The following is a 13,476-nucleotide window of genomic DNA, read 5'->3' as shown; positions in this document are numbered from 1 at the left end:
CATGAAACGTCCCCTCAAATCCTTTGCCGTCGGTGCGGCCTTTGCGGTGGCCGTCAGTTCCCCGTCATGGGCACAGGATTTCCAGCAAGTTGCACCCAAGCAGATCCCTGCGCAAAAGCCCGGCACGGTGCAAGTGCCGCCGGCACCGGCGGTGCCGGCCGGAGCCGCCGATACAACGCTTCTGCCTGCGTTGAAGGGCATACGTCTCGTCAACAGCGTGCAGCAGATCGCACGCACGGGCGCGCAGGGCGTCGGTTTGCAAGTGACGGGGTTGCCGCTGCTGGACGAGCCCGAGATCCGAAAAAAGCTGTGGTTTTTCATCGGCAAGCCGCTGGCAAAAAGCGACCTGGCGCGCATTTCCAAGATCATTGTCGACTGGTATCGCGCGCATCACCTCCCCGTCGTCGATGTTACCTATCCGGAACAGGATTTGAGCACCGGCATCTTGCAGGCCGTCGTTTCCGAATACCGAGTCGGGAAAATCAAGGTCGAAGGCAATCGCTGGTTCGACGGCCCCATGCTTGCAGACGAAATGACTCTGCGGCATGGCGACCGGATCGATTTCGATTGGCTCGGCAGCGATCTGAACGGACTCAATCGAAATCCATTCCGGCAAGTCAACGTCCTGCTGGAGAAGGGCGACGACGTCGGCTACACCGACATCGCATTGCAGGTGCAGGACCAGTTTCCCCTGCGCGTCTATGCCAGCTACGACAATCAGGGTCTTCCGGTCACCGGGCGCGAGCGCTACAGCGCTGGCTTCAACTGGGGGAATGTCTTCGGCCTCGACCAGCAGTTCTCCTACCAGTTCACCACGAGCCCGGATTTGTGGCGTCGGCGCGACCGCGGGCCGGGGCTTTCGAATGCCCCGCGGTTCGCGGCACATTCGGCGACCTATTTCATCCCGCTGCCCTGGGGCGACGGGATCGATCTGTTCGGAAGCTATGTGAAGCAGGTGCCCAATCTCGGCCCGGATTTCGGACAGCAAGGCGATAGCGTGCAGTTGAGCGGGCGTTACGATGTGCGCCTGCCATCGCCGAACGGTCTGGCCCAAGGGATCAAGATCGGCTTCGACTTCAAGCGCTCCAACAACAATCTAGCGTTCGGCGGCGTTGAAGTTTTCGGCAGCGCGACGGAAATCGACCAGTTTCTTCTGATCTACGACGCGACGCGGCCCGATAAACACGGCCAGACGGCTCTTGAGAACACCTTTGTCTATAGCCCCGGCGGGTTCGGGCCGAGCAACCGCACCGCGGTATTCCGCCAGTCCGGCGTCAACGGCGCGTCCGCGCAATATGTCTATGACAATCTGGAGGTCACGCGCGTAACCAATCTGCGCTGGAATATCAGCTGGGTTGTGCGCGCCACCGGCCAGGTCTCTGGCGGTGAGCTTCTGCCGAGCGAACAGTTGGGCGCGGGCGGCGTGGACAGCGTGCGCGGCTATGACGAAAGAAGTGTCAGCGGATCGCAGGGCGTGTTGCTCAGTACCGAATTACGCAGCCCGGCATTCCACCCGTTGGGCAATTTCGCAAATCTCGGCGTGGACGAGCAGGCACAGGTACTCGCGTTCTGGGACTATGGCGACGTCGCTTACAAACATGTGCAGCAAAACTTGCCCAAGAGCGCCGAGCTGCAGAGCGTCGGCTTTGGTGCACGCTATGGCATCGGCAGCTATCTCGACGCGCGCTTCGACTACGGATGGCAGCTCGAGAGGGTGCCCGGCGCAGCCAGGCTGGGCAATCTGGCGACTGTTTCCGTCACGCTTTCCTATTAGGCTGAATCGACATTCATCGCATCCAGATCATTGCGGCTGCGAGGTGGATGAATGCGAGGAAGTTGGTGTCGCGGCGGTCGTATCGGGTTGCGAAGCGTCGGAAGTGCTTGAGTTTGTTGAAGCAGCGCTCGATGCGGTTCCTGAGTTTGTATTTGTGCTTGTCGTATCCGAAGGGATGTTTGCGGGTCGGATTTGACGGGATGACGGGCTCTGCGCCGATGGCCTGGACGTCGTCGCGGAAGGCGCGGCTGTCGTAGGCGGTATCGGCCAAAAGAGCTTTGGCCTTGAAGCCTTCGATCATCGCCGGCGCCTGAACCAGATCGTGCTGCTGGCCGGGCGCCAGCCTGAAGCGCAGAGGCCTGCCCAGCGTATCGGCGAGCATGTGGATCTTGGTGGTCAGTCCGCCTCGCGAACGCCCCAGAGCCTGGTTTTGGTCCCCCCTTTTCCGGTTGCTGCCTGCTGATGGGCGCGAACCAGGGTCGTGTCGAGCATCAGATACTCGTTTCGTCGGTCGGCGGTCAGAACCTTGAAAATGCGCTCCCAAACGCCTGTCTTGGCCCAGCGGGCGAAGCGCTGGTGCACGCTCTTCCACTTGCCGTAGCGCTCCGGCAGGTCGTGCCAATGCGCACCCGAGCGCAGCACCCAAAGGCAGCCGTTCACGAACAGCCGGTTATCCGCCGCGGTGCGGCCCGGATCGCTCTTCTTACCCGGCAAAAGCTCGCAAATCCGGTCCCACTGCGCATCCGTCAGCTCGTACCGCTTGACCATCCATCTGCTCCGAATCACATGATCCGGACCAAAATGAATCACCGACCATCAGGATTGAGAATCCTGAATGTCGATTGGTCCTAGTGCCCTACGGCACTTCACGCCGGCGATGGCGCGCCGCGGTCACCGCGCGGCGCAGCCATACAATATGGCGTTGCACATTTCGCGATAGCGTCGAGCAAGAGCGCTGTTGCCGACGGACGGCCGGGTTTGGTTGACGCCCCGCGCGCCATCCGCCAGCAGGCGGGCGACAGCCCGTGCGGTTACCGTTCTTTCCAGCCGCAACAGATTCTTGTCCTGCAGATCGCGCAGCAGTCTGGCGAGTTCGTCATGGGTGCGCCTGGCGAATTCGGTCAACACATCCGCGCAGACGCGGAAGGCCGCGTCGTTGATGTCCTTCGCAAAAGGCGAGGCGCTCAGATCGCGCCGCGTGTTTCCATATCGCACGTCAATCCATTCGACGACGGCATCAAGGGCGGTTGCGCGTGGCTTCTCCAGCGCCTTCTGGGCCGCGCGATAGCCGGCGTCCAGTGCCTCGGTGTTTTCCAACCGGATCATGGCGCGGAACGCTTCTTCCTTGCTGCTGAAATAGTAATAAAGCGCGCGCCGCGTGAGGTCGCATTCCTTCGCGAGCGTGACCATGGTCATGGCCTCGAACCCGTGCCGCAAGAACGCGTCGCGCGCGCGCGCGGCCACCTTCAAGTGCGAAGCCAGGGTAAGGGCGATTGTCTTTTTTCTCATATCGGGCATTCCTGCGAAAAGTATAATTTCGTATTTTAAGAAAGTCTTGGAAATTGGTGGTTGCGCACACGCCTAGAAGCTCTGTCCGTCTTCCAAATACCGCAATGCAGCATTCTCTGGCTTGATAGAGCCGTCAGTGGCTACCTGAAAACGAAGAGCACGAACGTCGGCTGACAGCATGAGACGGCTGTTCTAGTGGCACGTAAGTGTAACGCAAGGGAGGCAAAAAATGGCTGTTTCCTGCCCATTTCTGCACACACCGGCTTACTTAAGCCATTGAAAATGCTAACTGCCCCCTCCGTTGACATCGACTACATCAAGGCAGTCGTTTCAACGCCTTAGGACTAGGGTCGGAACGCTTATGTAACGCAATGGGTTTTTTGAGGTTTGGCCTTCTTTGGGCCGGTTTGTCGGTCCAGTTGAGACTCGATAATTGGGCGGTTAGTTCAGCGGGAGAATGTCCCCTTGACATGGGGAAGGTCACAGGTTCGATCCCTGTACCGCCCACCATTTCAATCACTTAGCAAAAATATCGTCCGTCTATAGTCTCCCAAAATTGATCGGAGATGAACGATGCTGCGGGACGCGTGGGCCCTACTCTGGGTAGGAAATGGCCGCTGCTAATTCGACGGGGATTCGCACCATTGCGAACACATACGAAGCCGTCGTCCCGGTCCGTAGGTGACATTGCAGCATTCCGGCTCACGATGGGCGGGCCGACTTCGAAGGCGATAGCCCATCCCGTTCTCACGCCCCCCATCGCCACGAACTGCGTCGCGAAAAAGCCGATGAACAGGAACAGCCGTCCGTAATAGCTCTCCAGCGCGGCCACGAGTGGCGGGGTGAAGGCGAGTTCGCGCGTCCGCGCGTTCCAGCGCAGATAGCCCGCGCGATCGGCATCCTGCAGCAGGGTCGGAATGTGAATGCGCGACACACCGAGGCGCCGCGCGAGCCCGGAGACCGAGATGCGGAAGGAATACGCCTGCATCGCGCCCTGGTCGAGCTGCAGTCGGTAAAGAAGCAGCAGGCCGACTGTACGAGTTGTTCAGACTCGTGGGCGCTGACATGGAGCCTTCAGCAGAGCCGCTTCGGAACCCATGGCACCTTCACGTCGACAACGCTCTCGCCCGCAGCCTTGGCTTTAAGTCGCAAATCCGGACCGTCTTCCAAGCCGCCGAGGAACGCGCGTTATGAAGCTCATGGTGTGCATGAGAAGTATTGATCTCTGACGGACCCGGCCATGCCGGTCGAGCTCCGAGATTTGAGAATGGCGGTTAGACGATTTCCCCGGGGGCGTAGAGGCTTCATCTGGCTGGAAATGGTGGCAGGACTCTGGAGATAAATGGTTCTCAGGTGTTTTTGCACCGCGCTCATGACGTCCTCGATCGCCGCGACTGCTTGAATGTGAAGTCATCGCTCGAAATTCCTAAGTCTCAGCCGGCTCCGATGATCGTCGGCCTCAGCTTCTGCGCCGTCGGGATGCTGGCCGCGGAAGTACATCTTCTGCCAGCGCTCCTGAACCGCCTTCGATCCCGGCACGTTGAGATCGCTGTTGAATTTTAGGCGGTTGTCCGACCACTGACGATAGCGGCGGTCAATCTCCGGCGCCTGCGACATTGCGACGATCCGGGGCTCTATTTGCTCGAGCGCGCCGCGGCGGACAGGAAAGAAATGGCAGATCGGCTCGTCCTTTTCGAAGCGCACGGGTGCGTCGCTGCGCGTGAACATCCAGTTCATGGTGAAGGAATACGCCGCCCAATCGGTTTCGACGATGCCAGTCAGGGGCGCCACTGCGTCCTTGGGCTGGTTGACCGGACCTGTGACATAGAGATCGACGCCCGGCTCGGTGCGGAATACGCACGGGATGTGGAACGTGATGATGCCACTGCCGAAATGCGACGAGGCCGTGGGCACACTTGCATCGTCCGGCGTTAAGGTGATGGCATCCTTTCCCGGTGTGCCGTTCCAGCTAGCCGTGAAGCCGGACGCGCAGAGGATCTCCCAGCCATGCGCATTGGCGATATTGAGCGGCAGGCAGCGATAGGCATAGCGCTGGTGTGTTGCGTCCATCCACGCGCGCTCCTGAGGCGCCGCGCGGATTATTATCTGGTGACCGTCGATCAGATAGCAGGTGAGTCGCTCCGGCCTTGAAGCAGGCTCACCACGAATAGCGGATGCCGACATTGCCTTCGATCGTCCTCTGGTAGTTGCCGCTGATGTCGAACGTGTAGCTGACGCGGGCATAGACGCTCATGTCGTCGCCGAGTTGCGAGGTTGTGCCCGTGGCGAACTGCACATCGGTGTTTCCGAACGGCACCGGCACGGGAATGGTGTTGTTGTATAATGTGATGTCGGTGCCCCCGAAGCTGTGCCACAGATCGGCCTCGAAGAATGGCTTCATGTGCTTGTCTTGGAGCAGCGTGTTGTCTTCCAGCCGCGCGCCGATGCGCCCGAACCACGCGTCCGCCGGCATGAAGTTGAGCGTGGTGTAGGGGTCGCTGGCCGGATCGAACGCAAGGCTCGAAAAAACGATCTGCGCCATCGGTTCAAGCGTGAACTCCGGATCGATCTGGAACGGATAGCCGCCCTCGAGCGAAGCGGTGATGCCGGTGCCATATATGTTGGTGCCGATGCCGCGCGCCGAGCGCGGCAAAGCGGTGAACCACGTTCCCATCAGGACGGCATCGGTATACCAGCCATTGTCGCCCAAATGCGTGAATGTGCCGCCGACGGTCACCGCGTCCATCGGCAACGAGCCGGCGATCTGGTTGGGGATGTCCAGGATCGTGCCGCGCACCGTGCCGTTGGCGTGCGCATAGGTGAAGAACATCCCGGCGCGGTTGGCGCGATCGGCGGTCACGGCGAGATCGGTGCCGAACTGCATCGCGCCGATCGTACCGCTGTAGCTGGGCGCAAGCAGGCCGGTGAAGGATTGATCCAGGCCGATGCCGATCAACCGGCCCCATGTGGCGTGGTCGTCATCCAGCAAATACTGATCGCCTTGGCGCTCGTGGAAGGTACCCAGCAGCAACAAATCCATCTGCCGCGCCAGCAGCGCGACCTTGGAATAGAGCGGTGCCTCCATCCGATAGAGCGGCACCGGCGGTGGCCCGGGTGGAGGAGCCGGTGGTGGTGACGGCGGCGGAGCCGGTGGTGGCGATGGCGGCGGAGCCGGTGGTGGCGATGGCGGAGGCGCCGGCGGCGGCGCGGGTGGCGGAGCCGGTGGTGGTGCCGGGGGCGGCGGAGCCGGCGGAGGTGCTGGCGGCGGCGCCGGTGGCGGCGACGGACAAGTTGGGCCGACACAAGGTGGAGGTGCGGGTGGCGGCGCCGGCGGTGGCGGTGGCGGCAACGGCGGTGGCACGGGCGGAGCTGGCGGAGGTGCCGGTGGCGGCGCGGGTGGCGGAGCCGGCGGAGGTGCCGGTGGGGGCGCAGGCGGTGGTGCCGGTGGCGGAGCCGGCGGAGGTGCCGGTGGGGGCGCAGGCGGTGGTGCCGGTGGTGGAGCCGGCGGAGGTGCTGGTGGGGGCGCCGGCGGCGGCGCGGGTGGCGGAGCCGGTGGAGGTGCCGGCGGTGGCGAAGGCGGCGGTGCGGGCGGAGGTGACGGTGGTGGTGACGGCGCGACGTCTCTCAGGAACCAATCGTTCTCCGTGCCCGGCGTGACGCCGCCGCGGAACAGCAGATATTCGAACGGGCCCGCTGCCACGATCCCGCCCAGGGTGAACGTACCCGGCTCGGTCGTGGCGCCGTTGGTCGCGGTCACGACCTCAATGCCGTTCTCGCGCGTAAGCCCGCCCGGCCCCCCGGCATTCGTGACACGGAGGGTCGTGCTGCCGGTCGCGGTGCCGGAATCGACCACCAGCCTGTCGGAGGGCGAAGTGTCGTCGCCGAGATATGTGTGGAGTCCGAGGGTGCCGCCCTGGCCGACATAGTTCTTCGTCGTCAGGGTCTTGAACGCGCCTCCGACAGGCGGCGTGAAGGCGATCAGGCCGGCATTGGTCACCTGTTGCGTCACGGTGGAGCTCGCCGTCACGTTCCAGGTGCTGGCGTCGACGGATACGTTCGTTATGTCGAAGGCCGCGCCCGTCCATTCCGAGCCGCTATCGAGGCTCATATTGGCGACGCTGGCCGGTGCGTCGAACGCATCGCCGGTCAACGTGCTGCCGGTCGATGCGGTGAATTCGAGATCGGTCGGCTGGCCGGTCGCGTGATCATAGGCCACCAGCAGGGCGCCGTCGCCGGAGACGGTCGCGCCGTCCGACACGGCGACATTGGCCGGTCCCCGCACGCCGATGGCGGCTTCATCGCTGGTGAAGCTTCCGCCGGAGATGCTGACATTGTTGACCAGGGCCGGGGTGGCATTGTCCGAGAAGAGCCCGAACGTATCGGTGCCGGTAGCCTTGACCGTGGCGTCGGTCAGGTTGATCGTGCCGGGACCGTTGAACGTCGTAATATAGAGGGCGGCCCCGCCGCCCGTCGTCGATACGGCCGTTCCGTTCGCCGCGATCAGGCCGTTCGAGTTCGCTTCCAGCCCGAAAGAACTATCGCCGCTGGTGGTGACCGTCCCGTCGGTGAGATTGACGGTGGCGAGCAGTCCGGCCGTCGCGCTCGCATAGGCGCCGACGCCCCTGTTGGAGGTGACCGTCACATCGGTTCCGTCGCTCGTGATCGTCGCGGAATTGGCGAGCAGGCCGCCGATCGGCAATCCGCTTGTCACGCTGAAGATCGCCCCCAGGGACGGGCTCGCATTCACCAGCGTGGCGGTCGCCAGCGTGTAATAGGTCGGATTGGCGTTGGCGTTGATATCGATGGTGCTGTTGCCGGACAGCGTGACATTGGTGCCGGGCCTCGCCCACACGCCTGCGCCCCCGCCCGGGCCGTCCACCACCAGATCCTGCACGGCAACTGTGGCGTTGTTGATCGCGACAAGCCCGCTGCCCGCTGCCTGACCGGCCGCCGGCACGGCGTTGAAATGAATCGCGAGCCCGTCGAGCGTGCCGGGCGCGACGGTCGTATTGTCCACGGTAAGGCCAATGCTGTTCGATCCGAACATAGAGAGAGTGAGACTTCCTGCGTCCGCGCGCACCTGTCCGCCATCGTGATCGTAGATGCCCATGGCGCCGCGGCCACCCATCGCCACAAGCACCGGACCGGTCGTGGTTACGGTGCTTGCCGCGCCCGACGCGCCGAGGCCGACCGCATTGAACCCTGTCGTGAAGATGCCAGCCGGGGCAACCGTCAGGTTGATCGTGCCGCCGCTCTCGGCAATCGCGCCATGGCCGAGCGTCGTGGCACTGACGCTCGTATTGTTGATCGCGATATTGGTCGCATTGATGGTGCCGCCGATCGCCGCAAGCGCCGCGCCCAGGCCGTTGGTTCCTGCCACGACATTGACCAGCGTGACGGTGCTGCCCGCGCCGTTAGCCAGGACCGCATGCCCCGCGCTCGAGACGCGCGAGCCGTTCGGCAGCGGGCCGGTGAGCGTGACGGCCCCGCCGTTCAACGCGTCGATACCGACGGAAGTGTTCTGGAAGCCCGAGCCCTGTCCCGGCGAAAGGCCGACGATGATCGTTTCGTCGTCGGCAACGATCCGCGAACCGGCGCCGTTGGCGCGCAGTCCGTCGCTGGCGGTCCCCAATGTATTGATGGTGCCAGGAAGGCCGGTGGGAGTGGTGGTGGCCGGATCGACGTTGAGCCAGATCGTGCCGCCGCCGGTGCTGTAGGCTCCATACGCTCCGCTGGCGTTGGAGGATACATACTGGCTGGAATTGGTGGCCGGCGTGGTGCCGTCGGCCTGCACGGGCTGGCCGCTCGTATTGGTCTTGACGCCGGTGTAGATGGAATCGCCCGACGAGGTGATGATCGAAAGCGGACCATCCGCGGCACCGGGCGTGGTCGTCGCCGGCGCCGGCGCGACGCCCGGATCTTCCGGCTCGGCATCGAACAACCCAAGCGTAGTGACCGCGACCGCGCCGTCCGCGAACAAGCCGTCCGATCCGATACCGGATGTGACGATCGTCGACGTGCTGGTGCTGATGAAGCCACCGGTACTGGCATGCGCGCCATGGCTACCGGCGCCCGTGGTCGTCACCGCTTCGTTCACGGCGCGCAGGATGCCTCCGCTCTGGTCCGCCGCCAGCCCGTCGCTCGCCGCGCCCAGTGTCGTGACCGTGCCGGTGCCGGCGGCTGTTCCCGTGTCGGGGTCGAGGTTGAGTGCGACGAGGCCGCCGGAGGCGCGCGCGCCGGTCGCGCTCTGGTTGCTCGTGCGTATCGTCACGCCGCCGGCGATCACGCGCGCATTCGCGCCGTTGGAGAAGATGCCGACGCCTTTCGACCCGTCCGTCGTGATCGACCCCCCGGTCATCCTCAGGGTTGCTCCGCCATTGGCGGCGGCGCCATAGGCGCTCGTGCCGTGCGTGAGCAGCGTGGTATCGACCAGCTCCACCAGCGATGCCGAGGCCGCCCAAGCCCCGAAGCTGCTGGTTCCGCTGGTCTCCGCGCGCGCGCGGGTGGCGAGGACGGTCGCGCCCGACTGGCCTTGGATGCCGTGGGCCGAATTTCCAGAGGTGGTGACGCTGAGATCGGTGACGACGGTTCGCGACCCCACACCCGATGCGCGCACGCCGATGGCCAGGTCGCCCAAGGTCGTGACCGAGCCGCCGGTCGCGGTGAGTTGCCCGCCCATATAGGCGTTGATGCCATAGGCGCCGTAATTGCCGCCGCCGAAGGCGGCGCTGCCCGCCGTGGTTCGTACGGTGACATTCGTCAGGTCGATCGTGCCGCCATAGGCGTAGGCCGCCACGCCGATCGTGCCCGAGGTCGTGATTGATCCGCCATTGAGACTGACTGTGCCACCTTCGGCCATGAGGCCGTAGGATCCGGTGTCGCCGGTGGACGCGCCGCTCGTCTGGACGGTCAGGCCTGTGCCGGTAATCGAACCGGCTGCGTAGGTGTGCAATCCATCGGCCAGGGTTCCGCTGGTCAGAACCGTTTCGTTGGCGAGGTCGACAATGCCGGCCAGCGCGCGCGCACCATCACTCGACTCCCCGAGAGTCCGCACCGTTCCGCTTGCGCCGGTCGGTGTTCCAGCCGTGTCGAGATTGATCCAGACCTGACCGCCGTCCGTGACATAGATGCCATGCGCCGTCATCGCTCCCGAACTGACATACTGGCTGGGATCGGTGGCTGGCGTGACGCCGTCGGCCAACACCGGTGTCCCGGACGCGTTGGTCTTGACGCCGGTGGAGATGGAATCGCCCGATGATGTGATTACGGAGCCGGCACCGTCAGCAAACAATCCGTAGGCGTTGTCACCCGACGTGATGATCGTGGTCGGATCGATCGCGACCAGCCCGCTAGCGCTGGCCCAGACGCCTGCCGCTCCCGATCCCCGCGTCGTAATCGCCAGATTTGCGGCCGTAACCTGCGCGCTGGCGCCCGTCGCGAACAGGCCACCCGCGTTGTCACCCGACGTCAGGATCGATGCGCCCGTTATTGTAATCGTTCCGCCGGCATCGGCTTCCGCACCATGCGCCCCGGCGCCCGAGGTGGCGATGGCCGTCCCGTCGGCGGCAAGCAGCCCTGGTGCGGCCGACGGGCTTGTGGGGAAGGTCCCCTGGTCTGTCGGGTCTGAATCCCCCGAGAACAGGCTGGCGCCGAGGCCGACACTGGGATCTTCGGCCAGGATGCCGACCGCATCCGACCCAAGGGTGGTGATGGATCCGCCCGCGATCCGTATCGTCGACCCGGACGAGTAGGCGCCGATCGCGTCCGAACCTGTTGTATTGACCGTTGCTGCCGAGGCGGCGATCAGGCCACCGCCGGCCGCAAGCAGGCCATAGGCGTTGCTGCCGCTTGTTGTCACGCTGCTGGAGGTTCCGGTGGCGATTTGCGTCGCGGGATCGACATTGGCGAATACTTTGCTTCCGGCGCCGGACGCGCGCATCCCCACGGCAAAGCTGCCGTCGGTGGTCACCGACCCGCCGCGAACCGCGGCCTGGCCCGCAATCTGGGCATTCACGCCATAAGCGCCGTAGGATACACCACTTATGGCAACCGACTGCGCCATGGTGCGCAGGGTTACGTCCGTCAAAGATACCTGTCCGCCGAACGCGAATGCTCCGGTGCCGATGGCACCCTGTGTCGTGATCGAACCGCCGGTCAGGGTGACCGAGGAATTGCCGTCGGCCTGGATACCGGTCGCGCCGGCCGTACCGCTGTTGCCGCCCTTGGTCAGAAAGACCAGGCCCGATCCGGTGATCTGGCCGCCATTGGTGGCCTGGGCGCCGATGGCGCGAACACCATTGGTCGTCACCGTTTCATTCGCCGCGAAGATCGCGGACCGTGTCCCGCTTCCGACGCCATCCGCCATGAAACCATTGGCGTTGAGGCCAAAGGTCAGCACCGAACCTGACGCGCCAGTCGCCAGCTTGTTTGCGGGATCGACATTGACATTGACCAAGCCGCCCACGACCGCGTCGATGCCGAATGCACCGGCCTGGCCGGAGGCGACATATTGCGCCGGTCCGCTGGCAGGCGTGACTCCGTCCGCGAGCACTGGAGTGCCGCTCGCATTGGTTTTCACGCCCGTATAGATGGTGTCGCCCGAAGACGTGACTTGCGATGCGTTGCCGCTGGCGCTCAATCCGAACGCGCTAGCTCCCGAAGTGGTGATGGTAAAGCCGCTGGTCGTGACCGAGCCGCCGCTTATCGCAAGCGCGCCATGAGCGGTTGCGGTGGTGACGATGGTTTCGTTGGCGCCGACGATCCTGGAACCCGCGCCATCGGCACGCAGGGCGTGGCTGAAATCGCCGAATGCCCGTATGGTGCCCGAAGCGCCTGTCGGGGCAAGGCTGACGGGATCGACGTTGAGAAAAATCGCACCGCCGCCCAATGCGTAAGCGCCACTGGCGCTCGTGGTGCCCGATGGAACAAATTGGCTCGGATTCGTGGCGAGGGTGGTGCCGTTGGCCAGCACGGGCTGTCCGCTGCTGTTGGTCTTGACGCCCGTGTAGATGGAATCGCCGGATGAGGCGATGATCGAGGCCGCGCCGTTGGAGGACACCCCGTAGGCATTGTTGCCGGAGGTAATGATCGTGGCCGAGGCGGTGTCAACACGCCCGCCGTTTTGCGCGAGCGCGCCGAGGCTCGCGCTCATGATGGTGCCAGTGCTGAAGGCGATGGACGCACCCGCATTGGCCGCACGCAATCCAGCGCCTGTCGCGCTTACGGTCACGCCCTGGGCAATAATGCGTCCCGTGGTCCCGCTTGCGTTCAGTCCGTGGTCGTTCGTACCGACGAGTGCAGTGACCGAGCCACCCGTGAGGCTGATCGTCCCGCTGTCGGCATTCACGCCGATGGCATTGGAGCCCGTCGCCGTCGCGTTGACGTTGAATGCGCTGAGGGCGCCACCGGTTAAGATACGCAGGGCGCTGTTGACGCTGGTGACCGAGCCGCCGGTGAGGGTGATCGACGCCCCACCCTCGGCACTGGCGCCGAAGGAGCCGAAATTCGTCGCGTTGATCGTTGCACCGGTCGCCAGGATCGTGGAGCCGGCCCCCGATGCGAGAAGGCCGATCGCATTCTGGCCGGTGACGCTGATCGCCGTTCCGCCGGAAATCGCGATGTCTCCATCCGACGTGGCGGATACACCATGGGCGCCTGTCGCGCTGGTTCCTATGGTGCCGCCGGTGAGATTGACCGCGGCGCCGTTTTGCGCGAGCGCACCGAATGCGTTGACGATGCTCGATGTCAGCGACAGATTCGTGCCGTTGATGACGCTGCCCGCGTTGTTGGCGAACAGCGCGGAGCCGTTGGCGGCGGGTGTTGCGCCGACCGCGCTATAGCTCGGGCCCGGCGCCGTCTGCGTCGTGCCATTTGTCGCGGCGAACTGCTGCGCCTGGGCCGGCGAAACGGTCATTGCTGCAAGGATCGCAAGTGACGCGGTAGAGCGTAAAAGAGATTTAAGATGCAAGCCGTTCGCGCCGTGACGAATGCCGCGCGCCTTGTGAGTCCCCGTTAAACGGTCGGGATTGCAATCGTCACGTGGCGCATTCGCCATGAAGGAAGACCCGCTGGTTGCGAAGCGATGCCTGTCTTCGCCAACGCACGGTCGCGCCAACCTCCCGGGACGTTCTATTGGACCTTGGTCCACTGCCTCAGGTTGTAGGCCGATGCGAGTCTCTCGGGTCGCAAATGGA

Annotated in this window: 5 protein-coding genes, 1 tRNA gene and 1 pseudogene; 2 read left to right on the top strand and 5 right to left on the bottom strand. The window is 64.1% G+C overall.

Features of this window, described 5'->3' with window-relative positions:
- Nucleotide 1 precedes the first annotated feature (1 nt).
- Nucleotides 2-1,774 carry a ShlB/FhaC/HecB family hemolysin secretion/activation protein gene (locus WDM86_17005; protein MEI9991725.1) on the top strand — a complete coding sequence of 591 codons (1,773 nt, stop codon included), beginning with the start codon at nt 2-4 and terminating at the stop codon, nt 1,772-1,774.
- A gap of 13 nt (nt 1,775-1,787) precedes the next feature.
- Here the strand turns inward: WDM86_17005 and WDM86_17000 are convergent.
- Together WDM86_17000 and WDM86_16995 are read right to left on the bottom strand one after the other, a co-directional pair.
- Nucleotides 1,788-2,542, bottom strand: a pseudogene (locus WDM86_17000) (IS5 family transposase).
- Nucleotides 2,543-2,665: 123 nt separating this feature from the next.
- Nucleotides 2,666-3,283 carry a helix-turn-helix domain-containing protein gene (locus tag WDM86_16995; GenBank protein ID MEI9991724.1) on the bottom strand — a complete coding sequence of 206 codons (618 nt, stop codon included), beginning with the start codon at nt 3,281-3,283 and terminating at the stop codon, nt 2,666-2,668.
- A 435-nt stretch (nt 3,284-3,718) separates the two neighbouring features.
- On the opposite strand from WDM86_16995, the gene WDM86_16990 reads away from it, so the two are divergent.
- Nucleotides 3,719-3,793, top strand: a tRNA-Val gene (locus WDM86_16990).
- 10 nt (nt 3,794-3,803) lie between these two features.
- On the opposite strand, the gene WDM86_16985 is transcribed toward WDM86_16990, so the two are convergent.
- From WDM86_16985 to WDM86_16975, 3 genes are all read right to left on the bottom strand, one after another.
- Nucleotides 3,804-4,271, bottom strand: a complete 468-nt coding sequence (locus WDM86_16985; protein MEI9991723.1) for a hypothetical protein — start codon at nt 4,269-4,271, stop codon at nt 3,804-3,806.
- A gap of 422 nt (nt 4,272-4,693) precedes the next feature.
- Nucleotides 4,694-5,467 carry a DUF6065 family protein gene (locus WDM86_16980; GenBank protein ID MEI9991722.1) on the bottom strand — a complete coding sequence of 258 codons (774 nt, stop codon included), beginning with the start codon at nt 5,465-5,467 and terminating at the stop codon, nt 4,694-4,696.
- Nucleotides 5,442-13,196 carry an autotransporter outer membrane beta-barrel domain-containing protein gene (locus WDM86_16975; protein ID MEI9991721.1) on the bottom strand — a complete coding sequence of 2,585 codons (7,755 nt, stop codon included), beginning with the start codon at nt 13,194-13,196 and terminating at the stop codon, nt 5,442-5,444. Before WDM86_16975 ends, WDM86_16980 begins: the two co-directional genes overlap by 26 nt.
- Nucleotides 13,197-13,476: the final 280 nt, after the last annotated feature.

Source organism: Rhizomicrobium sp. (genome assembly GCA_037200045.1).
In the GTDB taxonomy this organism is placed as follows: Bacteria; Pseudomonadota; Alphaproteobacteria; order Micropepsales; family Micropepsaceae; genus Rhizomicrobium.
This window is presented reverse-complemented; position numbering and strand designations above follow the sequence as displayed.